At 39.7% G+C, this 24,480-nt stretch carries 26 protein-coding genes; 22 read left to right on the top strand and 4 right to left on the bottom strand.

Annotation, left to right across the window (positions count from 1 at the left end; all coding sequences use genetic code 11):
• Positions 1 to 47: 47 nt before the first annotated feature.
• From SK608_RS06160 to tnpA, 5 genes are all read left to right on the top strand, one after another.
• The gene (locus SK608_RS06160) at positions 48 to 1,214 is read left to right on the top strand and encodes an AI-2E family transporter (protein ID WP_033677386.1); all 1,167 of its coding nucleotides are present in this window, start codon (positions 48 to 50) and stop codon (positions 1,212 to 1,214) included.
• A complete protein-coding gene (locus SK608_RS06155) occupies positions 1,204 to 2,433 on the top strand; it encodes a tetratricopeptide repeat protein (RefSeq protein WP_023944154.1) in 1,230 nt (409 codons plus the stop codon). The genes SK608_RS06160 and SK608_RS06155 overlap by 11 nt, the downstream gene beginning before the upstream one ends.
• Before the next feature lie 282 nt (positions 2,434 to 2,715).
• The gene (locus SK608_RS06150) at positions 2,716 to 3,267 is read left to right on the top strand and encodes an MgtC/SapB family protein (RefSeq protein ID WP_080673925.1); all 552 of its coding nucleotides are present in this window, start codon (positions 2,716 to 2,718) and stop codon (positions 3,265 to 3,267) included.
• A gap of 262 nt (positions 3,268 to 3,529) precedes the next feature.
• The gene (gene gla / locus SK608_RS06145; protein ID WP_023944156.1) at positions 3,530 to 4,399 is read left to right on the top strand and encodes an aquaglyceroporin Gla; all 870 of its coding nucleotides are present in this window, start codon (positions 3,530 to 3,532) and stop codon (positions 4,397 to 4,399) included.
• 273 nt (positions 4,400 to 4,672) lie between these two features.
• The gene (gene tnpA / locus SK608_RS06140) at positions 4,673 to 5,137 is read left to right on the top strand and encodes an IS200/IS605 family transposase (protein WP_033677383.1); all 465 of its coding nucleotides are present in this window, start codon (positions 4,673 to 4,675) and stop codon (positions 5,135 to 5,137) included.
• Between the two features lie 219 nt (positions 5,138 to 5,356).
• On the opposite strand, the gene SK608_RS06135 is transcribed toward tnpA, so the two are convergent.
• From SK608_RS06135 to tacF, 3 genes are read right to left on the bottom strand one after another with little or no spacing between them, the layout of a single operon-like run.
• Positions 5,357 to 6,166, bottom strand: a complete 810-nt coding sequence (locus SK608_RS06135) for a LicD family protein (RefSeq protein WP_033677381.1) — start codon at positions 6,164 to 6,166, stop codon at positions 5,357 to 5,359.
• Between the two features lies 1 nt (position 6,167).
• Entirely contained in the window at positions 6,168 to 6,971 is an 804-nt protein-coding gene (locus SK608_RS06130) for a LicD family protein (protein ID WP_033677378.1), read from the bottom strand.
• Positions 6,972 to 6,980: 9 nt separating this feature from the next.
• Positions 6,981 to 8,468, bottom strand: a complete 1,488-nt coding sequence (gene tacF, locus SK608_RS06125) for a type IV teichoic acid flippase TacF (RefSeq protein ID WP_033677376.1) — start codon at positions 8,466 to 8,468, stop codon at positions 6,981 to 6,983.
• Positions 8,469 to 8,908: 440 nt separating this feature from the next.
• On the opposite strand from tacF, the gene SK608_RS06120 reads away from it, so the two are divergent.
• The 6 genes from SK608_RS06120 (at position 8,909) to dprA (ending at position 14,034) form a co-directional block, all read left to right on the top strand.
• Complete coding sequence (locus SK608_RS06120; RefSeq protein WP_033677374.1) at positions 8,909 to 9,616, top strand: IspD/TarI family cytidylyltransferase; 708 nt, start codon at positions 8,909 to 8,911, stop codon at positions 9,614 to 9,616.
• Positions 9,617 to 9,620: 4 nt separating this feature from the next.
• Positions 9,621 to 10,643: a ribitol-5-phosphate dehydrogenase gene (locus SK608_RS06115; RefSeq protein WP_033677372.1), complete on the top strand. Its 1,023-nt coding sequence runs from the start codon at positions 9,621 to 9,623 to the stop codon at positions 10,641 to 10,643.
• 16 nt (positions 10,644 to 10,659) lie between these two features.
• Entirely contained in the window at positions 10,660 to 11,529 is an 870-nt protein-coding gene (locus tag SK608_RS06110) for a phosphotransferase family protein (RefSeq protein WP_033677370.1), read from the top strand.
• Positions 11,519 to 12,397 (top strand): DMT family transporter, encoded by an 879-nt coding sequence (locus SK608_RS06105; RefSeq protein ID WP_004269680.1) that lies wholly within the window; start codon positions 11,519 to 11,521, stop codon positions 12,395 to 12,397. The genes SK608_RS06110 and SK608_RS06105 overlap by 11 nt, the downstream gene beginning before the upstream one ends.
• 11 nt (positions 12,398 to 12,408) lie before the next feature.
• Positions 12,409 to 13,098: a CTP--phosphocholine cytidylyltransferase gene (locus tag SK608_RS06100; protein ID WP_004257991.1), complete on the top strand. Its 690-nt coding sequence runs from the start codon at positions 12,409 to 12,411 to the stop codon at positions 13,096 to 13,098.
• An 87-nt stretch (positions 13,099 to 13,185) separates the two neighbouring features.
• A complete protein-coding gene (gene dprA, locus SK608_RS06095) occupies positions 13,186 to 14,034 on the top strand; it encodes a DNA-processing protein DprA (protein WP_033677366.1) in 849 nt (282 codons plus the stop codon).
• Here the strand turns inward: dprA and SK608_RS11710 are convergent.
• Positions 14,031 to 14,177 carry a hypothetical protein gene (locus SK608_RS11710; RefSeq protein WP_033677363.1) on the bottom strand — a complete coding sequence of 49 codons (147 nt, stop codon included), beginning with the start codon at positions 14,175 to 14,177 and terminating at the stop codon, positions 14,031 to 14,033. The genes dprA and SK608_RS11710 overlap by 4 nt on opposite strands.
• Before the next feature lie 126 nt (positions 14,178 to 14,303).
• Between SK608_RS11710 and topA the strand changes: the two genes are divergently transcribed.
• From topA to SK608_RS06035, 11 genes are all read left to right on the top strand, one after another.
• The gene (topA, locus tag SK608_RS06085; RefSeq protein WP_033677361.1) at positions 14,304 to 16,391 is read left to right on the top strand and encodes a type I DNA topoisomerase; all 2,088 of its coding nucleotides are present in this window, start codon (positions 14,304 to 14,306) and stop codon (positions 16,389 to 16,391) included.
• A gap of 97 nt (positions 16,392 to 16,488) precedes the next feature.
• Complete coding sequence (locus tag SK608_RS11705; RefSeq protein WP_033677359.1) at positions 16,489 to 16,635, top strand: hypothetical protein; 147 nt, start codon at positions 16,489 to 16,491, stop codon at positions 16,633 to 16,635.
• Between the two features lie 12 nt (positions 16,636 to 16,647).
• On the top strand, positions 16,648 to 17,007 hold the full coding sequence (locus SK608_RS06075; RefSeq protein WP_001220352.1) for a YbaN family protein: 360 nt from the start codon (positions 16,648 to 16,650) through the stop codon (positions 17,005 to 17,007).
• A 93-nt stretch (positions 17,008 to 17,100) separates the two neighbouring features.
• Positions 17,101 to 17,733, top strand: a complete 633-nt coding sequence (locus tag SK608_RS06070; protein WP_033677356.1) for a copper homeostasis protein CutC — start codon at positions 17,101 to 17,103, stop codon at positions 17,731 to 17,733.
• 43 nt (positions 17,734 to 17,776) lie between these two features.
• Entirely contained in the window at positions 17,777 to 18,433 is a 657-nt protein-coding gene (locus SK608_RS06065) for an MmcQ/YjbR family DNA-binding protein (RefSeq protein WP_033677353.1), read from the top strand.
• Between the two features lie 303 nt (positions 18,434 to 18,736).
• On the top strand, positions 18,737 to 20,299 hold the full coding sequence (locus SK608_RS06060) for a 2-isopropylmalate synthase (protein WP_033677351.1): 1,563 nt from the start codon (positions 18,737 to 18,739) through the stop codon (positions 20,297 to 20,299).
• 11 nt (positions 20,300 to 20,310) lie between these two features.
• Positions 20,311 to 21,348, top strand: a complete 1,038-nt coding sequence (gene leuB / locus SK608_RS06055) for a 3-isopropylmalate dehydrogenase (protein WP_033677349.1) — start codon at positions 20,311 to 20,313, stop codon at positions 21,346 to 21,348.
• A complete protein-coding gene (locus SK608_RS06050) occupies positions 21,345 to 21,614 on the top strand; it encodes a DUF1294 domain-containing protein (RefSeq protein ID WP_033677347.1) in 270 nt (89 codons plus the stop codon). The genes leuB and SK608_RS06050 overlap by 4 nt, the downstream gene beginning before the upstream one ends.
• 3 nt (positions 21,615 to 21,617) lie before the next feature.
• Entirely contained in the window at positions 21,618 to 23,000 is a 1,383-nt protein-coding gene (gene leuC / locus SK608_RS06045) for a 3-isopropylmalate dehydratase large subunit (protein ID WP_033677345.1), read from the top strand.
• A gap of 9 nt (positions 23,001 to 23,009) precedes the next feature.
• Positions 23,010 to 23,603, top strand: a complete 594-nt coding sequence (gene leuD / locus SK608_RS06040) for a 3-isopropylmalate dehydratase small subunit (RefSeq protein ID WP_033677343.1) — start codon at positions 23,010 to 23,012, stop codon at positions 23,601 to 23,603.
• A gap of 27 nt (positions 23,604 to 23,630) precedes the next feature.
• Positions 23,631 to 24,410: an L-threonylcarbamoyladenylate synthase gene (locus SK608_RS06035; RefSeq protein WP_033677340.1), complete on the top strand. Its 780-nt coding sequence runs from the start codon at positions 23,631 to 23,633 to the stop codon at positions 24,408 to 24,410.
• Positions 24,411 to 24,480: the final 70 nt, after the last annotated feature.

The raw sequence follows: 24,480 nt of genomic DNA, 5'->3' as shown, positions 1-24,480 counted from the left end.
TTGTTTCAAAAATGGTATAATGGGAGAACAATAGAAAGGAAGTATTTATGGATCAAAAAGAGAAACATTTTAGCCTATCTTGGTTTTTTAAGTGGTTTTTAGATAACAAAGCCATTACGGTATTTTTGGTAACCTTGTTACTTGGCTTAAATCTTTTTATTTTAAGCAAGATTAGTTTTCTATTTTCACCTGTTTTAGACTTTTTGACAGTCGTGATGTTGCCAGTCATTCTATCTGGTTTGCTATATTATTTATTAAATCCTATTGTTGATTGGATGGAAAAACGCAAAATCAATCGTGTTATCGCAATCAGTATTGTCTTTGTCATCATCGCTCTCTTTATCATTTGGGGTTTGGCAGTTGCGATTCCAAATCTGCAACGTCAAGTTTTAACATTTGCAAGAAATGTACCAATCTATCTTGAAGATGCTGATCGGGTTATTGATGATTTGGTCACCAAGCGTTTACCAGATGATTTCAGACCTCAGTTAGAACAAGTTTTGACAAACTTCTCAAGTCAGGCTACAGTTTGGGCGAGCAAGGTTTCTTCTCAGGCGGTTAACTGGGTGAGTGCCTTTATTAGTGTGGCATCTCAAGTGATTGTTGCCTTGATTATCGTTCCTTTCATGCTCTTTTATCTCTTGCGTGATGGGAAAGGCTTGCGTCACTATTTGACCCAATTCATGCCAACGAAATTGAAAGAACCTGTTGGACAAGTTTTATCAGATGTGAATCAGCAGTTGTCCAACTATGTTCGAGGGCAAGTAACAGTGGCTATTATTGTAGCGGTAATGTTTATCATCTTCTTCAAGATCATTGGTCTACGCTATGCGGTTACGCTGGGTGTTACTGCTGGTATCTTAAATCTGGTTCCTTATCTTGGTAGCTTCTTAGCCATGCTCCCTGCTCTAGTATTGGGTTTGATTGCTGGTCCAGTCATGCTTTTGAAAGTAGTGATTGTCTTTATCGTAGAACAAACTATTGAAGGCCGTTTTGTCTCTCCATTGATTTTGGGAAGTCAATTAAACATCCATCCCATTAATGTTCTCTTTGTCTTGTTAACTTCAGGATCCATGTTTGGCATCTGGGGAGTCTTGCTCGGTATTCCGGTTTATGCCTCTGCTAAAGTTGTCATTTCAGCGATTTTTGAATGGTATAAGGTAGTCAGTGGCCTATATGAACTAGAGGGAGAGGAAGTCAAGAGTGAACAATAGTCAACAGATGTTACAGGCTTTGGAAGAGCAAGATTTAGTTAAGGCAGAACATTATTTCGTTAAAGCTTTAGAAAATGATTCGAGTGACCTTTTGTATGAATTAGCCACTTATCTAGAAGGGATTGGTTTTTATCCTCAGGCCAAGGAAATTTACCTGAAAATCGTAGAGGATTTTCCAGAGGTTAATCTCAATCTGGCAGCTATTGCTAGCGAGGATGGTCAAATCGAGGAAGCATTTGCTTATCTTGAGGAAATCCAAGCTGACAGTGACTGGTATGTGTCGGCTTTGGCTCTAAAAGCAGACCTTTACCAAATGGAAGGTTTGACAGATGTGGCGCGTGAGAAACTCCTGGAGGCTTTGACCTACTCAGAGGATCCTCTCTTGATATTGGGCTTGGCAGAGTTGGATAGTGAGTTGGAAAATTACCAAGAAGCTATTCAAGGCTATGCTCAGTTAGATAATCGTACTATTTATGAGCAAACAGGCATTTCTACCTATCAACGAATTGGCTTTGCCTATGCTCAGTTAGGGAAATTTGAAACAGCTATAGAGTTTTTAGAAAAAGCCCTGGAGTTAGAATACGATGACCTGACAGCTTTTGAGTTGGCCAGTCTTTACTTTGATCAAGAAGAATACCAAAAGGCTGTCCTCTACTTTAAGCAGATCGATACCATTTCTCCTGACTTTGAAGGCTATGAATATGGTTATAGCCAGGCCTTACATAAGGAACATCAAGTTCAAGAAGCCCTGCGTATCGCTAAGCAAGGGTTGGAGAAAAATCCATTTGATACTCGTCTCTTGCTGGCTGCTTCACAATTTTCTTATGAATTGCATGATGCTAGTGGAGCAGAGAACTATCTCCTTACTGCTAAAGAAGATGCTGAGGATACGGAAGAAATCTTACTCCGTCTAGCAACTATTTATCTGGAGCAGGAGCGTTATGAGGATATTATAGACTTGCAAAGTGAGGAGCCAGAAAATCTCTTGACCAAGTGGATGATTGCTCGTTCCTATCAAGAAATGGACGATTTGGATACTGCCTATGAGCTTTACCAAGAGTTGGCAGTAGATTTAAAGGACAATCCAGAGTTTCTGGAACACTATATCTATCTCTTGCGTGAATTGGGCTACTTTGAGGAAGCAAAAGTCAATGCACAAGCTTACTTAAAACTGGTTCCAGATGATGTGCAAATGCAAGAATTGTTTGAGACATTGTAAGAATCCATTAGTTACAGAAAACTGCAAGTTATTACTAGAAGATAACTGCGGTTTTTTGTTTTAAGAAGGACAATTTTCAACTAATATATTCTCTTGAAAAAAGTTTCAACTAGGACTATAATATAAAATTATGAGTGATAGAGGAGGAAAATAATGCTTGATACGATAGCTCTACCGATTGAAGTCCGACATATTATTCTCATTTTATTATCTTGTTTTTCTGGTTTTATCATTGGCTATTAAAGAAAGTCTAAGCACAAGCAGGCTGGGAGAAAGACTCATATCTTAGTTGCCTTAACTGCAACTTTAATGATGATTTTATCAAAAGAAGCTTTCTTGGATACGCCTAATGATGATACTTCTAGGGTTGCGGGCCAAATTGTCAGTGGAATTAGTTTCATTGGCGGTGGTATTATTTTCATGAGGGATAAAAAAATCAGTGGTATCACCACAGCAGTTGGTATTTGGGTAACTGCAGGTATTGGGATGGCGATTGGAGCAGGTTTTGCTTTTCTAGGCTTATTTTGCAGTTTAATTGTTGTCTCTGTTCAGAAAAGTAGCTCCAAATTTTTGAAAAGCGATACCCATTATCATATCAGAATGACTGGATTTGTAACCAATAAACCTTCAATAGATACCTTGAATATTCTCATTGAACAGAAGGGATTTTACAATCTAAATATTGACATGGATAGGAATGAAAGTGGTTATAATCTTACGATTAGAGCAGATCACGATAAATCCATTTCTTACAAAAATATGGCTGAGCTTTTATGGAAATGTGACGAGAATTTTTATATAAATCAGGTTAAGATTGTTTCATTAGAAGGATAGAGTTTTGTTTTCATAGCAAAACTCTGATTGGTGAATGGGGAAAGATACTTCTTATTCCCTATACTATGTATCAGGAGGAATTGACATAAAAGCATCAGATTAGCGTAGATAACATAATGAACTGGGAATATCTTGGAAAAAAGATTAGTTTATAAGATTTGGAATCGTTTTCTGTCACAATCTTTCGGGAAAGTAGTTGCTAAAAGATGTAAAAATTGATAGAATAAGGATTGTCTAAAAAATTTTAAGGAGAATCTATCAAATGGATTTCACATGGGCAATTAAATATGCCACTGAATTTTTGGGAACTGCTATTTTGATCATTCTTGGAAATGGTGCAGTTGCCAACGTTGAACTTAAAGGTACGAAAGGTCACCAAAGTGGCTGGATCGTTATCGCTGTTGGTTATGGCATGGGGGTTATGATTCCAGCCTTGATGTTTGGTAACGTATCTGGAAACCACATCAACCCAGCCTTCACTCTTGGACTTGCAATCAGCGGTCTTTTCCCTTGGGCACAAGTTGCGCCTTATATCATTGCACAAGTTTTAGGTGCTATCTTTGGTCAAGCCTTGGTTGTGGCAACACACCGCCCATACTACTTGAAAACTGAAAATCCAAACAACATCTTGGGTACTTTCTCAACAATTTCAAGTTTGGATAATGGTACAAAAGAATCACATTTTGCAGCAACTGTTAATGGTTTTGTAAATGAGTTTGTTGGATCATTTGTTCTTTTCTTTTCAGCCCTTGGAATGACTAAAAACTTCTTTGGTTCTGAAGTGCTTCAATACATGAAACAAATGGCTAGTCAAGCAGGTCAAAATGTTGACTTTTCTGATTTAGCAATCAAAGCCCAAGTAGCACCACATACTGCTTCAGGACTTTCAGTAGCTCACTTGGCACTTGGATTCCTTGTTATGGCCTTGGTAACATCACTTGGTGGACCTACAGGACCTGCCTTGAACCCAGCCCGTGACTTGGGACCACGTCTCCTTCATGCTTTCCTTCCAAAATCAGTTCTTGGTGAGCACAAAGGCGATTCAAAATGGTGGTATTCTTGGGTACCAGTAGCAGCACCGATCGCAGCAGCAATTGCGGCAGTAGCTATTTTCAAATTCCTTTACTTATAAGAAATTGAGTTCTCTATCTATTGTAATAGATTGAAGAAAAATTAAAAACGCATAATATTCAGGTGTTGAATGAACTGCACCCCAAAAGTTAGACAGAAAAATCTAACTTTTGGGGTGTTTTTATTATGTGACTATTAGTCCGTCTCGCTCCGTTAGGCTCGAGACAAAAAAACCACCCGCTATGCGGGTGCGCGTCGAAGGTTATACCCAAAAAACTCCAAACGCGATACAATAAAGGTGTTCAAGCCAATTGTAAAGCGAAAGGAGAAAAATATGGCACAAAAGGCTCATAGTTTATCGCACACAAAGTGGCACTGTAAGTATCACATTGTGTTTACCCCTAAGTATAGACGAAAAGTCATCTATAATCAATATCGAAGTAGTTTAGGCGGAATATTTCATCGCTTGTGTAGTTATAAAGGAGTTGAAATTATCGAGGGTCACTTAATGCCAGACCATGTACACATGTTAGTAAGTATTCCACCAAGGATAAGTGTTTCGAGTTTCATGGGGTATTTAAAAGGAAAAAGTGCACTCATGATGTTTGACAAACACGCCAATCTCAAGTACAAGTTTGGGAATCGGCATTTCTGGGCGGAAGGTTATTATATGAGTACAGTAGGACTTAATGAAGGCACAATTAAGAAATATATTCAAGAACAGGAAAAGCATGATATAGCACTAGATAAATTAAGTGTAAAAGAATATGAGGATCCCTTTAGGGATAGTGGTAAGTAATACTAAAGCCTCTTTGAGAGGCAAGTGACGAGTTAAGAGCGATAAGGCTTGAACAAAGTGAAAGCCAGCGTCTTTAGGCGCTGGCTGGTAATTTGGACTTATAGCCCTGGGACAAACCACCCGTTTGACGGGTGGTCATGATTGTAGGAATATTTACTTCATTTTCTCCTGAAATTGAGTTTTCCCCATCCTTTTTGTAGTTTATATGGTCGTCCTTAATCAGCTTTTTCGATAAGCTTTAATACTGTGACTATACCACTCTTGCATTTCCTTTGATGGTGGTGTCATATAATCCCCATACATCTGGGTTAAAAATTGATCATATTTTTTAGGGACGGGCAACATACGACCTTCAAACTCAGTTAAGATGAGTTCTTTAAAGGTATCAACTGGGAAGACTTCTTTCATACCTTCCTTACCAATCCCAATTCCTCCCTCATATTGAGGAGTGTTGGTTGCAGCATTTTTGACTAAATGCTCAATTTTCTTGTAAAAGTAACGGGGATTGACCAATCGGAGGGCATACCAGCTACATAATCTTAGAAAATCTTTTATTTTGCTGTCACCGTGAACTGCGCGTGATTTTTTGATATAAGCCAGTTGACGAAGAGCCACATACTTATAACTCTTGTCGACAATACTTAGGTCTGTAAAGCGATCAATTGGGAAGACATCGATAAAGAGACTGGTGTCATGGCGCTTGTACTTAACATGATCTTCGATAACAGTAGAAGTATCCAAAATCGATGCGAAATTATGGAAGTACCAAGAAGAAGTGTCGTAGGATAGAACCTTATAGCGAGGGTGATTTTCTTCCTCAATAATCTTCAATAAGCGCTCATAATCTTCACGATAAAGGGAAATATCAATATCATCGTCCCAGGGAATCATACCTTTGTGGCGGATAGCTCCAAGCATGGTTCCATAACTTAGAAAATAAGGAATATCATGTTTCTTACAAGTCTCATCAATATAGTCTAGCAGGGCTAGTTGAATTTCTTTAATTTCTTCTTTTTCTAAATATTGCATCCTAATCCTCCAATTTATAAGCGTGAAATTCATGACTGTAGAAGCGTTTTTCTTCAGGTGGCAAGGTCATATAATTCCCATAAAATTGAGTCAAAATAGTATCAAATTTTTCAGGTGCTGGAAGGCTTAAATTCTCAAATGGGAGATCGATTGTTTTATCAAAGGTACCACTTGGGAAGACTTCCTTTTCCTTAAATTTAGAAGGGATAAAGGCCATATACTGTCCATCCTCACGACTATATTTCTGAATTTCTTTCTCGATTTTATGTGCGAAATAACGAGGAGAAACAGGTCGAAGGAGCAACCAAAAGGTTGTTCGTATCCAATCTTTTAAAAGGCTATCCTTATAGACAATATTTTTATGTTTACTGAAAGACAGAAGTTTGAAGCTTTCCAGTTTATAACAAGTATCAATGACCTTAGGATCATCAAATCGATCCATAGGGAAAATATCGATAAAAACACCAGACTCATAGGTTTTTGTATTTCGAGTATCAATAATTTTAGTTGTACTGTCGGTTATTTTGATAAAGTTGTTAAAGTAGTTCTTATCAGTTTCTAAGGAAAGGAGCTTATATTTACTTTCTTCCTTTTGAAAAATGTTTATAAATCGTTGGTAGTCTTCTCGAGGCATGGACAGATCAATATCATCGTCCCAAGGGATAAAGCCCTGATGTCGAACTGCCCCAATCAGAGTACCGTAGTTAATAATATAGTTGATATTGTGCTTTTTACAGAGAGTATCAATATAATCTAAAATTTCTAATTCAATTTGTTTGGCATCTTCAATGGTTAGTTGTTTCATTCTAAACTCCTATGATCTTTTGAATTTATTTTTTAAGGCTAGGACATGGTTTAAAAATTCATAGAAAATGCTATCTTTGGTGAAGGCAAGTAGACCAATATAAGAGATGGCTGATAGCAAGACAATCAAACCAGTATTAATCAAAAATGGCAAATTAATGACCATATCCACAGGATACAAGAAATTAATCAGGAAATAGATTCCTACAAAGGAAAGTGAAAAGAGCGAGTATCGAACAGTATAGCTAAAGATATGTCCTAAGTGGATGAGTTGTTTTCTATGGATGAAAATGATATAGAAAACAAGTAGAGAGGCCTCTGATAGCATAGTTGTCAGTAAGTAGTATTCAGGAGCTACGATATGGTTGAAAAAGAGGAGACTATTCAAGCCCAAATTGAGCAGTCCTGCAAAGACTGTGTAGACTGTGATACGTTTTTCATAACCATTTGTAAAGAGAATTTGGGAACCAAGAATGGTATCTAAGGCCAGGATAATCGTACGAAAAGCGAAGAGAGAGGTTAAGATACCACCTCCGATATATTTTTCACTACCGTAAAGTAGGATGGCATTTGGTCCTAAAACCATGAGTCCAAAACTCAGTGGAATGATAAAGAAGTTAAAGATTCGACTGCCTCTGTTAACAAGTGCGACATAGGCTTCCTTATCGCCTTTTCCTAGATAGTAACTGAGACGAGGCACACTCACTCCGATAGCTCCTGTTACAACACCAGCTATAACGGTCACAATTCGTTGAGCCATGGTATAGTAACTAACGTTGACATCAATCCCTGTTTTAACGAGGAAGAGACGATCCAAAAAAGTGAAGAGCATATTGGCATTGGCAAAGACCAACATGGCTGTTAAAGGGAGAAAGAGCGGTTTAAAATCACTTAGGTGAATCTTAACAAGCTTAATGTCTCTTTTAATCCAAAAATAACTAATCAGATAGTTAATCAGTGTCGATAAACTCATCACAAGTGTATAGACAACAATATCGTGTTCATTTTTGACAAACAGGAAAATAGAGACCAGCATCAGGATACGGATGAAGGCAGTCTTGTAAAAGAGAAAACTGTAATTTTCCAGAGCTTCATTGACCCACTCGATTGAAAAAATCTGGGCAATGAGTTGAATCCCCATAACAAGGTAGACTTTTTTGACGATTGGATTATCTGTAAAGAAGAGAGGATAGGCTAGGATATAGACAGCGGTGGTCAAAATCGTACAAGCTATGCACAAATAAAAAAGACTAGAGAAGGTTCTATTCAGATCTTTTTTGTTATCCTTGACATTACTGATGGCCCGTAAACCGTAGTTATAGACCCCATAAGTCGCAAAGGGCAAGAAAAATGACAAAATAGTGTCAACTGAGTTGAAGTAACCATAGTCAGTTCGGTCCAAGACACGTGCGACATAGGTACCAGTTAAGATGGGAAAAATAATATTCAAGACACGAATTCCCATGTAAGATAGAGCATTTAATTTTATACTTTTCATTCAATTTACCTCGTTTTTCATTATATCATAAAGTCAGCTAATAAGAAATGAAGGGCAGTAATACTCTTCGAAAATCAAATTCAAACCACGTCAGCGTCGCCTTACCGTACTCAAGTACAGCTTACGGCTAGCTTCCTAGTTTGCTTTTTGATTTTCATTGAGTATAAGTCAAGTAATCACTTTGAAGTTTCAAAGCTTAATTTTAAGTTTTCTTTAAGGAAATTATATTATTCTGGAGAACTCTAAAATTTCACAGCCATTTATTGGTAATGACTACAGAATTCCTAGTCATTACTAGAAATGGACTAGTTTCTTTGAATAATAGAACTGCTTAATCCTCCTATTCTAGAACGGGAGGGTCGGTATTTCTTTCATGATAGGACTAGATTGTGGTATAATAGAGAGAATAAGTTTTTTTAGTAAGACAAAGGAGAAAACAGATGATTTATGCAGGAATTCTTGCTGGTGGAACTGGCACACGCATGGGAATCAGTAACTTGCCAAAACAATTTTTAGAGCTAGGTGATCGACCTATTTTGATTCATACAATTGAAAAATTTGTTTTGGAACCAAGTATTGAAAAAATTGTAGTTGGGGTTCATGGAGACTGGGTTTCTCATGCAGAAGATCTTGTAGATAAATATCTTCCTCTTCATAAGGAACGTATCATCATTACAAAGGGTGGTGCTGACCGCAATACAAGTATTGAGAAAATCATTGAAGCCATTGATGCTTATCGTCCGCTTACTCCAGAGGATATCGTTGTTACCCACGATTCTGTTCGTCCATTTATTACACTTCGCATGATTCAGGACAATATCAAACTTGCTCAAAATCATGACGCAGTGGATACAGTGGTAGAAGCGGTTGATACTATCGTTGAAAGTACCAATGGTCAATTCATTACAGATATTCCAAATCGTGCTCACCTTTATCAAGGACAAACACCTCAAACATTCCGTTGCAAGGACTTCATGGACCTTTATGGATCTCTTTCTGATGAAGAGAAGAAAATCTTGACAGATGCATGTAAAATCTTTGTCATTAAAGGAAAAGATGTAGCCTTGGCCAAGGGTGAATACTCAAATCTGAAGATTACAACCGTAACAGATTTGAAGATTGCAAAAAGTATGATTGAGAAAGACTAGTAAAATGATTAATCAAATTTATCAACTAACTAAGCCTAAGTTTATCAATGTCAAATATCAGGAAGAGGCTATTGACCAAGAGAATCATATCCTTATCCGTCCTAATTATATGGCGGTCTGTCATGCGGATCAGCGTTACTACCAAGGGAAACGTGATCCCAAGGTTTTGAATAAAAAACTTCCAATGGCAATGATTCACGAGTCATGTGGAACCGTTATTTCTGACCCTACAGGAACCTATGAGGTTGGGCAAAAAGTTGTCATGATTCCTAATCAGCCTCCTATGCAGAGTGATGAAGAATTCTATGAGAACTACATGACAGGGACCCATTTCTTGTCTAGTGGATTTGATGGCTTTATGAGAGAGTTTGTTTCTCTCCCTAAAGACCGTGTGGTGGCTTATGATGCTATCGAAGATACGGTTGCAGCCATTACAGAGTTTGTCAGTGTTGGCATGCACGCTATGAATCGTCTATTGACTCTTGCTCATAGCAAGCGGGACCGAATCGCCGTTATCGGAGATGGAAGTTTAGCATTTGTGGTTGCCAATATTATCAACTATACTTTGCCAGAAGCAGAGATTGTGGTTATTGGTCGTCATTGGGAAAAATTGGAACTTTTCTCTTTTGCAAAAGAATGCTATATCACTGATAATATTCCCGAAGATTTGGCCTTTGACCATGCTTTTGAGTGTTGTGGTGGTGATGGTACTGGACCAGCTATTAATGACTTGATTCGCTATATTCGTCCTCAGGGAACGATTCTCATGATGGGCGTTAGCGAATATAAAGTCAATCTCAATACACGCGATACTTTAGAAAAAGGCTTGCTCTTAGTTGGATCTTCTCGTTCTGGTCGCATCGATTTTGAAAATGCCATCCAAATGATGGAAGTCAAGAAATTTGCCAATCGTCTTAAAAATATCCTTTATCTAGAAGAACCTGTAAGAGAAATTAAAGATATTCACCGTGTCTTTGCAACCGATTTAAACACAGCCTTTAAAACCGTGTTTAAGTGGGAAGTATAAGTGCTGGAGGTTAATTGTGGAGAAAATCATTAAAGAGAAAATTTCTTCCCTACTTAGTGAAGAAGAGGAAGTCCTCAGTGTTGAACAACTGGGGGGAATGACCAATCAAAACTATTTGGTCAAAACAACAAATAAGCAATACATTGTTAAGTTCTTTGGTAAAGGGACAGAAAAGCTGATCAATCGTCAAGATGAAAAGTACAATCTTGAACTACTGAAGGATTTAGACCTAGATGTAAAAAATTATCTTTTTGATATTGAAGCTGGTATCAAAGTAAATGAGTATATCGAATCTGCGATTACGCTGGATTCAACGTCAATCAAGACCAAGTTTGATAAAATTGCTCCAATTTTACAAACGATTCATGCCTCTGGTAAGGAATTAAGGGGAGAATTTGCTCCTTTTGAAGAAATCAAAAAATACGAATCCTTAATTGAAGAAAAAATCCCTTATGCTAACTATGAAGCGGTTCGAGAAGAAGTCTTCTCCTTAGAGAAAAGACTGGCTGACTTAGGTGTTGACAGAAAATCTTGTCATATCGATTTGGTCCCTGAAAACTTTATCGAATCACCTCAAGGACGACTTTATCTGATTGACTGGGAATATTCATCAATGAACGATCCAATGTGGGATTTGGCTGCTCTCTTTTTAGAGTCTGAATTCACTCGTCAAGAGGAAGAAGCCTTCTTGTCTCACTATGAGAGTGAGCAAACACCTGTCTCTCGTGAAAAGATTGCCATCTATAAAATTTTGCAAGATGCTATTTGGAGTCTATGGACAGTCTACAAAGAAGAGCAAGGTGCAGATTTTGGTGACTATGGTGTGAGTCGTTACCAAAGAGCTGTTAAAGGTTTGTCATATTATGGAGGTTCTGATGAAAAATAAAAATGGAGTTTCTTTTGGTCTACTCTCAGGTATTTTCTGGGGTTTAGGTCTAACGATTAGTGCTTATATCTTTTCGATTTTTACAGATTTGTCGCCCTTTGTGGTGGCCGCTGCTCACGATTTCTTGAGTATCTTTATCTTACTAGCTTTTCTCTTGGTAAAAGAAGGAAAAGTTCGTCTCTCAATTTTCTTAAATATTCGCAATGTTAGTGTTATCATCGGAGCCTTGCTAGCAGGCCCTATCGGTATGCAGGCCAATCTTTATGCGGTTAAGTATATCGGAAGTTCCTTAGCTTCATCTGTATCGGCTATTTATCCTGCGATTTCAGTTTTATTGGCTTTCTTCTTTTTGAAGCACAAGATTTCGAAAAATACTGTGTTTGGGATTGTCTTGATTATTGGAGGGATTATTGCTCAGACCTATAAGGTTGAACAGGTCAATTCCTTCTACATTGGTATTCTCTGTGCTTTAGTTTGTGCCATTGCATGGGGAAGTGAGAGTGTTCTTAGCTCCTTTGCCATGGAAAGTGAATTGAGTGAAATCGAAGCTCTCTTGATTCGTCAAGTCACTTCATTCTTGTCTTATCTTGTGATTGTGCTCTTCTCTCATCAGTCATTTGCAGAAGTGGCCAATGGACAATTACTAGGTCTTATGATTGTCTTTGCAGCCTTTGATATGATTTCCTACTTGGCTTATTATATCGCTATCAATCGCTTGCAACCAGCCAAGGCTACAGGCTTGAATGTGAGCTATGTAGTTTGGACTGTCTTGTTCGCAGTTGTTTTCTTGGGTGCACCGCTAGATATGCTGACAATTATTACGTCACTTGTCGTCATTGCTGGAGTTTATATTATTATTAAAGAATAAAGGAGATTCGTGTGAAAGCCATCATCTTAGCAGCGGGATTGGGAACTCGCTTGCGTCCTATGACTGAAAATACCCCTAAAGCCTTGGTTCAGGTTAATCAAAAACCTTTGATTGAATACCAAATTGAGTTTTTAAAAGAAAAAGGAATTAATGACATCATCATCATCGTTGGTTACCTTAAAGAACAATTTGATTACTTAAAAGAAAAATATGGTGTTCGTCTCGTTTTCAATGATAAATATGCTGACTACAATAACTTTTACTCTCTCTATCTTGTAAAAGAAGAATTGGCCAACAGCTATGTTATTGATGCTGACAATTATCTTTTTAAAAATATGTTCCGCAATGATTTGACTCGTTCGACTTATTTTAGTGTTTATCGTGAAGATTGTACCAACGAATGGTTCTTGGTCTATGGAGATGACTATAAGGTTCAAGACATTACTGTTGATAGTAAGGCAGGTCGCATCCTTAGTGGTGTATCCTTCTGGGATGCTCCAACTGCAGAAAAAATTGTCAGCTTTATTGACAAGGCTTATGAAAGTGGCGAATTTGTTGATCTCTACTGGGATAATATGGTTAAGGATAATATCAAAGAGTTGGATGTCTATGTTGAAGAATTAGAAGGCAATAGCATCTATGAGATCGATAGTGTCCAAGACTATCATAAATTAGAAGAAATTCTTAAAAACGAAAATTAAAGATTCCAACATCTGGCTAAAATAGTCGGATGTTTTTTGATTTTTTTACGAATAAATAGATGAGTAGAAAAAGAAATGGAGATATTTATGAAAATCACAAACTATGAAATCTATAAGTTAAAAAAATCAGGTTTGAGCAATCAACAGATTTTGAAGGTCCTAGAATACGGTGAAAATGTTGATCAGGAGCTTTTGTTGGGTGATATTGCAGATATATCAGGTTGCAGAAATCCAGCTGTTTTTATGGAACGTTATTTTCAGATAGACGATGCGCATTTGGAGAAGGAGTTTAAAAAATTTCCATCTTTCTCTATTTTAGATGACTGTTACCCTTGGGATTTGAGTGAAATATATGATGCACCTGTACTTTTATTTTACAAGGGAAATCTTGATCTCTTGAAATTCCCTAAGGTAGCAGTTGTCGGCAGTCGTGCTTGTAGCAAACAGGGAGTTAAGTCAGTTGAAAAAGTCATTCAGGGATTGGAAAATGAACTGGTTATCGTCAGTGGATTAGCCAGGGGGATTGATACAGCAGCTCATATGGCAGCTCTGCAGAATGGTGGAAAAACCATTTCAGTGATTGGAACAGGACTGGATGTGTTTTATCCAAAAGCAAATAAACGCTTGCAAGACTACATCGGCAATGACCATCTGGTTCTTAGTGAATATGGACCTGGCGAACAACCTCTGAAATTTCATTTTCCTGCCCGTAATCGCATCATTGCTGGACTTTGTCGTGGTGTGATTGTAGCAGAGGCTAAGATGCGCTCAGGTAGCCTTATTACCTGTGAGCGAGCAATGGAAGAAGGACGTGACGTCTTTGCTATACCTGGTAGCATTTTAGATGGACTATCAGACGGTTGCCATCATTTGATTCAAGAAGGGGCAAAATTGGTCACGAGTGGGCAGGATGTTCTTGCAGAATTTGAATTTTAATACTCTTCGAAAATCTTTTCAAACCACGTCAGCTTCACCTTGCCGTAGGTATGGTTACTGACTTCGTCAGTCTCATCTGCAACCTCAAAGCAGTGCTTTGAGCAACCTGCGGTTAGTTTCCTAGTTTGCTCTTTGATTTTCATTGACTATAAGAAGAAAGTCCGCTTACTAAACAAACTTTTCTTCTATATATTGGAGCTAAGTCTTGACAGTTATGGCAAAATGGTTTACACTTTATAAAGTTTATTACTTTGAAAAGGTGTGATACTGTGGCTACGGCAACAAAAAAGAAAAAATCAATAGTTAAAAAAAATCTAGTAATCGTGGAGTCGCCTGCTAAGGCTAAGACGATTGAAAAATATCTAGGCAGAAACTACAAGGTTTTAGCCAGTGTCGGGCATATCCGTGATTTGAAGAAATCCAGTATGTCCGTCGATATTGAAAATAATTATGAACCGCAATATATCAATATTCGAGGAAAAGGTCCTCTCATCAATGACTTGAAAAAAGAAGCTAAAAAAGCTAATAAAGTCTTTCTGGCGAGTGACCCGGACCGTGAAGGAGAAGCGATTTCTTGGCATTTGGCTCATATTCTCAATTTAGATGAAAATGATGCCAACCGTGTGGTCTTCAATGAAATCACTAAGGATGCGGTCAAAAATGCTTTCAAAGAGCCACGCAAGATTGATATGGACTTGGTCGATGCCCAACAGGCACGCCGTGTCTTGGACCGCTTGGTAGGGTACTCGATTTCGCCTATTTTGTGGAAAAAGGTCAAGAAGGGCTTGTCAGCAGGCCGCGTTCAGTCTATTGCGCTTAAGTTAATCATTGACCGTGAGAATGAAATTAATGCCTTCCAACCAGAAGAATATTGGACAATTGATGGTGTCTTTAAAAAGGGAACCAAGCAATTTCAGGCTTCCTTCTATGGAGTGGATGGTAAAAAGCTGAAACTGACTAGCAATGATGAGGTTAAGGAAGTCTTGTCTCGTCTGACTAGTAAAGACTTTTCAGTGGATCAGGTGGATAAGAAAGAGCGCAAACGCAATGCTCCTTTACCCTATACCACTTCATCTATGCAGATGGATGCTGCCAATAAAATTAACTTCCGTACTCGAAAAACCATGATGGTTGCCCAACAACTTTATGAAGGAATTAATATCGGTTCTGGTGTTCAAGGTTTGATTACCTATATGCGTACCGATTCGACTCGTATCAGTCCTGTAGCGCAAAATGAAGCAGCAAGTTTCATTACGGACCGTTTTGGTAGTAAGTATTCTAAGCATGGCAGCAAGGTCAAAAATGCATCAGGTGCTCAGGATGCCCACGAGGCTATTCGTCCGTCTAGTGTCTTTAATACACCTGAAAGTATTGCTAAGTATTTGGACAAGGATCAGCTCAAGCTTTATACTCTTATTTGGAATCGTTTTGTAGCGAGTCAGATGACAGCTGCTGTCTTTGATACGATGGCTGTTAAATTGTCTCAAAATGGGGTTCAATTTGCTGCTAATGGTAGTCAGGTTAAGTTTGATGGTTATCTTGCCATTTATAATGATTCTGATAAAAATAAGATGTTACCAGATATGGCTGTTGGAGATGTAGTCAAGCAGGTTAATAGCAAACCAGAGCAACATTTCACCCAACCACCTGCTCGTTATTCTGAAGCGACATTGATTAAGACCTTGGAGGAAAATGGGGTTGGACGTCCGTCAACCTACGCACCGACCATTGAAACTATTCAGAAACGTTATTATGTTCGCCTTGCAACCAAACGCTTTGAACCGACAGAGTTGGGAGAAATTGTTAACAAGCTCATCGTTGAATATTTCCCAGATATCGTAAACGTGACCTTCACAGCTGAAATGGAAGGAAAACTGGATGATGTCGAAGTCGGAAAAGAGCAGTGGCAACGTGTCATTGATGCCTTTTACAAACCATTCTCTAAAGAAGTCGCCAAGGCTGAAGAAGAAATGGAAAAAATCCAGATTAAGGATGAACCAGCTGGATTTGATTGTGAAGTGTGTGGCAGCCCAATGGTCATTAAACTTGGTCGTTTTGGTAAGTTCTACGCTTGTAGTAATTTCCCAGATTGCCGTCATACCCAAGCAATCGTGAAAGAGATTGGTGTAGAGTGTCCAAGTTGTCATCAGGGACAAATTATTGAGCGTAAAACCAAGCGTAACCGCCTCTTCTATGGTTGCAATCGCTATCCAGAATGTGAATTTACTTCTTGGGATAAGCCTGTTGGTCGTGACTGTCCAAAATGTGGCAATTTCCTCATGGAGAAAAAAGTCCGTGGTGGTGGCAAGCAGGTTGTTTGTAGCAAGGGTGACTACGAAGAAGAAAAGATTAAATAAGAGGAGAGTCCTGAAAGTTAATTTCAGGCTCTTTTGGTTGGAACTTGACAAAATTCATCATTTTATGCGAAACTAGAAGAAGATTATTTTATACTCAATGAAAATCAAAGAGCAAACTAGGAAACTAGCCGCAGGTTGCTCAAAGCACTGCTTTGAGGTTGCAGATAAGACTGACGAAGTCAGGAACCATACCTACGGTAAGGCGACGTTGATGCGGTTTGAAGAGATTTTCGAAGAGTATTAACTAGGAGAAGTTATGCGTATTATTTATCTAATTATTGGTTTTTTATCACTGGCCTTGGCTATTGTTGGGGTTGTTTTACCCTTGTTGCCTACAACGCCTTTTCTTTTGTTGTCTATTGCTTGTTTCTCAAGAAGTTCCAAGCGTTTCGAAGACTGGCTTTATCATACCAAGCTCTATCAAGCATATGTAGCTGATTTTCGCGAGACTAAGTCTATTGCGCGTGAACGCAAGAAAAAAATCATTGTATCTATCTACATCTTGATGGGGATTTCTATTTATTTTGCTCCTCTCCTACCAGTCAAAATCGGTCTGGGAGCCTTGACCATCTTTATCACTTATTATCTCTTCAAGGTCATTCCAGACAAAGAATAAGTAAAATTTGTAACTATTTCCCTTGATAAAAATGAAAGCATATTCACAACAATATGATATAATAAATTCAAAGTAATCTTCAAGGAGAATCAAATGATTTACGAATTTTGTGCTGAAAATGTGACCTTGCTTGAAAAAGCGATGGAGGCTGGAGCTCGTCGAATCGAACTCTGTGATAATCTAGCAGTGGGAGGAACAACACCAAGCTATGGAGTAACCAAGGCAGCGGTTGAATTGGCAGCTAACTACGATACAACCATTATGACCATGATTCGTCCACGTGGTGGCGACTTTGTCTATAATGAACTAGAAATTGCAATCATGCTAGAAGACATTCGATTGACTGCTCAGGCTGGAAGTCAAGGAGTTGTATTTGGAGCCTTAACTGCTGAGAAGAAGTTGGATAAACCTAATCTTGAAAAGTTAATTGCTGCATCAAAAGGAATGGAAATTGTCTTCCACATGGCCTTTGATGAATTGAGCGATGAAGATCAACTAGAAGCGATTGACTGGCTCAGCCAAGCTGGAGTCACTCGTATCTTAACTCGTGCGGGTGTATCTGGCGATTCACTAGACAAACGTTTTGCTCACTATCACAGAATTTTGGAGCACGTTAAAGGTAAAATTGAAATTCTACCAGGTGGGGGGATTGACCTTGACAACCGTCAAACCTTTATTGACCAGCTGGGCGTGACACAATTGCATGGAACCAAGGTTGTCTTTTAAAAAATAGAAAGGAACTGCTAGCTTTGGGTAGCAGTTTTAACTTATGTTTGAAATTTTTAAATCCTATCAGTTTAATCAAGAAAAGGCTCGTGCCTATGGTTTTGTAGAAAGTAGTGGAGTTTGGACTTATAGCTGCATGATTTTGCAGGGTGATTTTGTCATGACTGTGTCCATCACTGCTGATAATGTGAATTTTCAGGTCTTTGATCAGGAAATGGGCGACCTCTATCCTCAAGTTCATATGGAAAGTATGACAGGAAGTTTTGTTGCAAGTGTCCGTGAGGCTTGTCTGGAGATTCTCTACCAGATTCGGAAGGCTTGTTTTGAGATACAGGATTTTATCTGTCCTCAGACTAAGCGAATCATGATTCAAGTTCAGGAAAAGTATGGAAATCAGTTGGAGTATATGTGGGAGAAATCGCCTGATACGGCAGTGTTAAGACATGAAAGTAATAAAAAGTGGTATGCCGTCTTGATGAGAATCTCTTGGGATAAGCTGGAAAAGGGTAGAGAAGGATTAGTGGAAGCAGTCAACCTCAAGCATGACCAAGTAGCTGACTTACTTTCAAAAAAGGGAATTTATCCAGCCTTTCATATGAACAAACGCTACTGGATTAGTGTGGCTTTTGATGATACTTTGTCAGATGAAATGGTACTGGAATTGATAGAAAAAAGTTGGAATTTAACTTCTAAAAAATGAAACATTTCAATAATTTTCAATTAGCTAAATATTCTATACTGAAGAAATTTTCAGAAAATATTTGATTTTTTCTTGACAAGTGCTTTTGCCTATGCTAAAATATTAAACAAGATATCAAACGAAGGAGAAAGTCAAACATGAGAACAGCTAAGTTTAATCAATTTGCTTTGTTGTTGAGGTACTCGGGCTAGTGCAAAAAGCATTAGTCCTGTTTGGCTTACCAAGCGGGAGTGAATCAACATCTCGCTTGGACTTCTGAGCGAGATGTTTTTTTAAAACCACATTTGGAAAAGGGGAAATCTTATGAGAACAGTTGAATTTCTAGATACCAGCCTTCGGGATGGAGAGCAGACACCGGGCGTTAATTTTTCAATCAAGGAAAAAATTGCCATTGCAAGGCAGCTGGAGAAATGGGGTATTTCAGCCATTGAAGCTGGTTTTCCGGCGGCGAGTCCTGATTCATTCACAGCAGTGCAGGAGATTGCTAAGGTCTTGAAGAAAACAGCGGTGACTGGTTTAGCACGCTCTGTCAAGTCTGATATTGATGCTTGTTATGAGGCTCTCAAGGATGCCAAGTATCCACAGGTTCACGTCTTTATCGCTACCAGTCCGATTCATCGTAAGTATAAGCTCAATAAGAGCAAGGAAGAGATTCTAGAAGCTATTAAGGAGCATGTTTCTTATGCCCGTTCTAAGTTTGAAGTGGTTGAATTCTCTCCTGAGGATGCGACTAGAACAGAGTTGGATTTCCTCTTGCAAGTTGTTCAAACAGCGGTTGATGCAGGGGCATCTTATATCAATATTCCTGATACGGTAGGATTTACCACACCAGAGGAATATGGAGCCATCTTCAAATACCTGATTGAGAATGTCAAGACGGATCGTCAGATCATCTATTCGCCTCACTGTCATGATGACCTTGGAATGGCAGTGGCTAATAGCCTTGCTGCCGTCAAGAATGGGGCAGGACGTGTTGAAGGAACTATCAACGGTATTGGGGAGCGAGCTGGAAATGCTGCTTTGGAAGAAATAGCAGTTGCTCTCAATATTCGCCAAGATTACTATCAAGCAGAAACCAGTATTGTCCTAAATGAGACCATCAATACGTCAGAAATGGTTTCTCGCTTCTCTGGTATTCCAGTTCCTAAAAACAAGGCTGTAGTTGGTGGTAATGCCTTTTCTCACGAATCTGGTATTCACCAAGATGGAGTTCTTAAAAATCCTCTTACTTATGAGATTATCACCCCTGAATTGGTTGGTGTTAAGAGTAATAGTCTTCCGCTTGGAAAATTGTCTGGTCGCCATGCTTTTGTTGAGAAACTGAGAGAATTGGCCCTAGATTTTACAGAAGAGGATATCAAACCACTCTTTGCGAAGTTCAAGGCGTTAGCAGACAAGAAACAAGAAATCACAGATGCAGATATTCGTGCGCTGGTAGCTGGAACCATGGTTGAAAATCCAGAAGGCTTCCACTTTGATGATTTACAACTGCAAACTCATGCTGATAATGACATCGAAGCGCTCGTAAGCCTAGCCAATATGGATGGTGAGAAAGTCGAATTTAATGCGACAGGGCAAGGTTCCGTTGAAGCGATCTTTAACGCTATCGATAAGTTCTTTAACCAATCTGTCCGCTTGGTGTCCTATACCATTGATGCGGTGACAGATGGAATTGATGCCCAAGCTCGGGTCTTGGTCACTGTTGAAAACAGAGATACAGAAACCATCTTTAATGCAGCGGGACTTGATTTCGATGTACTGAAAGCATCTGCTATTGCCTACATCAATGCCAATACCTTTGTTCAAAAAGAGAATGCTGGTGAGATGGGGCGTAGCGTTTCCTACCGCGATATGCCTAGTGTGTAAAGGAGAAGGCTATGACAAAGAAAATAGTAGCTCTAGCAGGGGATGGAATCGGCCCAGAAATCATGGAGGCTGGTTTAGAAGTTCTGGAGGCTCTAGCTGAAAAAACAGGCTTTGACTATGAAATAGACAAACGACCTTTTGGAGGTGCAGGTATCGATGCAGCAGGGCATCCCTTACCTGATGAAACCCTCAAGGTATGTCGTGAAGCAGATGCCATTCTCCTAGCGGCTATCGGTAGTCCCCGGTATGATAGTGAAACGGTTCGGCCTGAACAAGGCTTGCTAGCTCTCCGTAAGGAACTCAATCTTTACGCTAATATTCGCCCTGTAAAAATCTTTGACAGTCTCAAGCATTTGTCACCACTCAAACCGGAACGAATTGCTGGTGTAGACTTTGTCGTGGTGCGGGAGTTGACAGGCGGGATTTACTTTGGAGATCATATCCTTGAAGAGCGCAAAGCCCGTGATATCAACGATTATAGCTATGAGGAGGTGGAGCGGATTATTCGCAAAGCCTTTGAAATCGCAAGAAATCGGAGAAAAATCGTTACTAGTATTGATAAGCAAAATGTTCTAGCGACCTCAAAACTCTGGCGGAAAGTAGCTGAGGAGGTCGCACAGGATTTCCCAGATGTGACCTTGGAACACCAGTTGGTGGACTCAGCTGCCATGCTCATGATTACCAATCCTGCTAAGTTTGATGTCATCGTGACAGAAAATCTTTTCGGAGATATTCTCTCTGATGAATCAAGCGTCCTATCTGGCACACTTGGAGTTATGCCATCAGCCAGTCATTCTGAAAATGGACCAAGTCTCTATGAACCTATTCACGGTTCAGCACCTGATATTGCTGGTCAAGGCATTGCAAATCCTATCTCCATGATTTTATCAGTTGCCATGATGTTGAGAGATAGTTTTGGACGTTATGAGGATGCAGAGCGTATTGAGCGTGCTGTTGAGGCAAGTTTAGCGGCTGACATTTTAACAAGAGATATAGGTGGACAGGCTTCAACTAAGGAAATGACAGAAGCTATTATTGCAAGGTTATGAAGTTAGACGAAAGAATTACTCTAGTCCTTTTGATTTGGAATGTCATGGTTTTCTTGATTTATGGCATTGACAAATCTAAGGCAAGGAGAAGAGTTTGGCGCATCCCAGAGAAAATCTTACTCATTTTAGCCTTTACTTGTGGTGGTTTTGGGGCCTGGTTAGCAGGAATCATCTTTCACCACAAGACTCGAAAATGGTATTTTAAAACAGTTTGGTTTCTCGGAATGGTGTCCACAGTAGTAGCCTTATATTTTATTTGGAGGTAATGGATGGCAGGAAAATCGATTTTTGATAAATTATGGGACCGTCATGTCATCACAGGAGAAGAGGGGCAGCCCCAACTCATGTATGTGGATCAGCACTATATTCATGAAGTGACCAGCCCTCAGGCTTTTCAAGGATTACGAGACGCAGGTCGTAGATTGAGACGACCAGAATTGACATTTGGAACCTTTGACCACAATGTCCCGACAGTCAATATCTACGATATTCGAGATGTGATTTCTAAGGCTCAAATTGATAAGCTGGCTGAAAATGTTGAGGAGTTTGGGATCGAACATGCTGCCCACGGTTCTGAAAAACAAGGAATCGTGCACATGGTAGGTCCAGAAACAGGAAGAACCCAACCAGGAAAATTCATCGTCTGTGGAGACAGTCACACAGCAACCCACGGGGCTTTCGGAGCGATCGCTTTTGGAATTGGGACCAGTGAGGTCGAACATGTCTTCGCGACACAGACCCTCTGGCAGGTCAAACCCAAGAAAATGCTGGTAGAATTCACTGGTGTTCCTCAAAAAGGAGTTTATTCTAAGGATTTCATTCTAGCCTTGATTGCCAAGTACGGCGTTGCCTGTGGTGTTGGCTATGTGGTGGAATATCGGGGACAAGCGATTGATGCACTGAGCATGGAAGAGCGAATGACTATCTGCAATATGTCCATCGAGTTTGGTTCTAAGATGGGAATCATGAATCCGGATCAAACCACCTATAATTATCTCAAGGGACGAGAATGTGTTCCAGAGGACTTTGAAGAGGCTGTGGCGGATTGGAAAACAATTGTCAGTGATGAGGATGCCGTTTATGATAAGGTTATCCAGATGGATGTCTCAGACTTGGCTCCTATGGTGACCTGGGGAACCAACCCTGCTATGGGGGTTGACTTTGACAGTAGTTTCCCAGAAATTAAGGATATGAATGATGAACGAGCCTACAATTATATGGATTTGGAACCAGGTCAAAAGCCAGCTGATATTGAACTAGGTTATATCTTTATCGGCTCTTGTACAAATGCTCGTCTCAGCGACTTGCAACTGGCTGCGCGATTTGTCAAAGGAAAGAAAATAGCCCCCAATCTAACGGCTATCGTGGTTCCGGGCTCTCGTCCTGTCAAACGAGCTGCTGAGAAGTTGGGTTTGGATAAGGTTTTCATAGATGCTGGCTTTGAGTGGAGAGACCCAGGTTGTTCTATGTGCCTAGGAATGAATCCGGACAAGGTTCCTGATGGTGTCCACTGCGCTTCAACCAGCAACCGCAACTTTGAAGACAGACAGGGCTTTGGCGCTAAGACTCATCTCTGCAGTCCAGCCATGGCAGCAGCAGCAGCTATTGCAGGGCGCTTTGTAGATGTTCGACAAATGCCAGAAGCTCAGTAAGGAGAGGATATGGAGAAATTTACAGTTTATACGGGAACGACCGTTCCTCTCATGAATGATAATATCGACACCGACCAAATCCTACCTAAGCAGTTTCTCAAGTTAATTGATAAAAAAGGCTTTGGTAAGTACCTCATGTATGCTTGGCGTTATTTGGATGACAAGTATACTGAGGATCCAGACTTTGTCTTTAACCGACCTGAATATCGCAAAGCCAGTATTCTCATTTCAGGGGATAACTTTGGGGCAGGTTCTTCGAGAGAACACGCAGCTTGGGCTCTAGCAGACTATGGTTTTAAGGTTGTGATTGCAGGGTCTTTCGGTGACATTCATTACAATAATGAACTCAATAATAGCATGTTACCTATTGTTCAGCCTAGAGAGGTTAGAGAGAAACTAGCCCAGCTAAAACCAACCGACCAGGTAACTGTGGACTTGGAACAACAAAAAATCATCTCACCAGTTGGAGAATTCACTTTTGAAATCGATAGCGAGTGGAAACACAAACTCTTAAATGGTTTGGATGATATCGGTATTACTTTGCAGTATGAAGATTTGATTGCTGCTTATGAAAAACAACGACCAGCCTACTGGCAGGATTAGAAGAAAAATAGAAAAGGAAATAGAACTATGACAAAACACATTCAATGGAACGGAACACTTTCACAAGAAGGATATGATATTTTAAAAGGTGAGGGCGGATGTATCGTTTGCCCTACTAAAGTTGGTTACATTATCATGACTAGCGACAAGGCAGGACTTGAGCGCAAGTTCGCAGCTAAAGAGCGTAACCGTAACAAACCAGGTGTTGTTCTCTGCGGTAGCATGGATGAGCTTCGCGCTTTAGCACAACTCAACCCAGAAATTGAAGCCTTTTACCAAAAACATTGGGATGAAGACATTCTTCTTGGTTGTATTCTTCCTTGGAAACCAGAAGCCTTTGAAAAATTGAAAGCATACGGGGATGGCCGTGTAGAACTGATGACTGACGTTCGTGGTACTAGCTGTTTCGTTATCAAGTTTGGGAAAGCTGGTGAACAATTGGCTGCCAAACTTTGGGAAGAAGGCAAGATGGTCTACGCCTCATCTGCAAATCCATCTGGAAAAGGAAACCGTGGTAAGGTAGAAGGAATCGGAGAACGTATCGAAGGAGCAGTGGACCTTGTCATTGAAGCAGACGACTACGTGGCATCCATCCAACCTGACAAAACGATTGAAACACGCTACGAGCAGGGTGTGATGGTCTCTATGGTCGATAAAGAAGGCAAACTCATCCCAGAACAAGGAGGAGCTCGCTCAACTTCACCAGCTCCAGTTGTAATCCGCAAAGGGCTTGACATTGATAAGATTATGATGCATCTGTCAGACACCTTTAACTCATGGGACTACCGTCAGGGTGAGTATTATTAGGATAGAGAAGAAGTCTAGCGTTAAGAGACATTAAAGCTCCTAACACTGGACTTTTTATTTAATTCCTTGC

Origin of the sequence: Streptococcus mitis subsp. hohhotensis, assembly GCF_000722775.1 — a bacterium.
In the GTDB taxonomy this organism is placed as follows: Bacteria; Bacillota; Bacilli; order Lactobacillales; family Streptococcaceae; genus Streptococcus; species Streptococcus carlssonii.
This window is presented reverse-complemented; position numbering and strand designations above follow the sequence as displayed.

Excerpts from the sequence above, each read along its gene's own strand:
- SK608_RS06160 (WP_033677386.1), top strand. The coding sequence starts at position 48 with ATGGATCAAAAAGAGAAACATTTTAGCCTATCTTGGTTTTTTAAGTGG.
- gla (WP_023944156.1), top strand. The coding sequence starts at position 3,530 with ATGGATTTCACATGGGCAATTAAATATGCCACTGAATTTTTGGGAACT.
- tnpA (WP_033677383.1), top strand. The coding sequence starts at position 4,673 with ATGGCACAAAAGGCTCATAGTTTATCGCACACAAAGTGGCACTGTAAG.
- SK608_RS06135 (WP_033677381.1), bottom strand. The coding sequence starts at position 6,166 with ATGCAATATTTAGAAAAAGAAGAAATTAAAGAAATTCAACTAGCCCTG.
- SK608_RS06130 (WP_033677378.1), bottom strand. The coding sequence starts at position 6,971 with ATGAAACAACTAACCATTGAAGATGCCAAACAAATTGAATTAGAAATT.
- tacF (WP_033677376.1), bottom strand. The coding sequence starts at position 8,468 with ATGAAAAGTATAAAATTAAATGCTCTATCTTACATGGGAATTCGTGTC.
- SK608_RS06120 (WP_033677374.1), top strand. The coding sequence starts at position 8,909 with ATGATTTATGCAGGAATTCTTGCTGGTGGAACTGGCACACGCATGGGA.
- SK608_RS06115 (WP_033677372.1), top strand. The coding sequence starts at position 9,621 with ATGATTAATCAAATTTATCAACTAACTAAGCCTAAGTTTATCAATGTC.
- SK608_RS06105 (WP_004269680.1), top strand. The coding sequence starts at position 11,519 with ATGAAAAATAAAAATGGAGTTTCTTTTGGTCTACTCTCAGGTATTTTC.
- dprA (WP_033677366.1), top strand. The coding sequence starts at position 13,186 with ATGAAAATCACAAACTATGAAATCTATAAGTTAAAAAAATCAGGTTTG.
- SK608_RS11710 (WP_033677363.1), bottom strand. The coding sequence starts at position 14,177 with ATGAAAATCAAAGAGCAAACTAGGAAACTAACCGCAGGTTGCTCAAAG.
- SK608_RS11705 (WP_033677359.1), top strand. The coding sequence starts at position 16,489 with ATGAAAATCAAAGAGCAAACTAGGAAACTAGCCGCAGGTTGCTCAAAG.
- SK608_RS06075 (WP_001220352.1), top strand. The coding sequence starts at position 16,648 with ATGCGTATTATTTATCTAATTATTGGTTTTTTATCACTGGCCTTGGCT.
- SK608_RS06070 (WP_033677356.1), top strand. The coding sequence starts at position 17,101 with ATGATTTACGAATTTTGTGCTGAAAATGTGACCTTGCTTGAAAAAGCG.
- SK608_RS06065 (WP_033677353.1), top strand. The coding sequence starts at position 17,777 with ATGTTTGAAATTTTTAAATCCTATCAGTTTAATCAAGAAAAGGCTCGT.
- SK608_RS06060 (WP_033677351.1), top strand. The coding sequence starts at position 18,737 with ATGAGAACAGTTGAATTTCTAGATACCAGCCTTCGGGATGGAGAGCAG.
- leuB (WP_033677349.1), top strand. The coding sequence starts at position 20,311 with ATGACAAAGAAAATAGTAGCTCTAGCAGGGGATGGAATCGGCCCAGAA.
- SK608_RS06050 (WP_033677347.1), top strand. The coding sequence starts at position 21,345 with ATGAAGTTAGACGAAAGAATTACTCTAGTCCTTTTGATTTGGAATGTC.
- leuC (WP_033677345.1), top strand. The coding sequence starts at position 21,618 with ATGGCAGGAAAATCGATTTTTGATAAATTATGGGACCGTCATGTCATC.
- leuD (WP_033677343.1), top strand. The coding sequence starts at position 23,010 with ATGGAGAAATTTACAGTTTATACGGGAACGACCGTTCCTCTCATGAAT.
- SK608_RS06035 (WP_033677340.1), top strand. The coding sequence starts at position 23,631 with ATGACAAAACACATTCAATGGAACGGAACACTTTCACAAGAAGGATAT.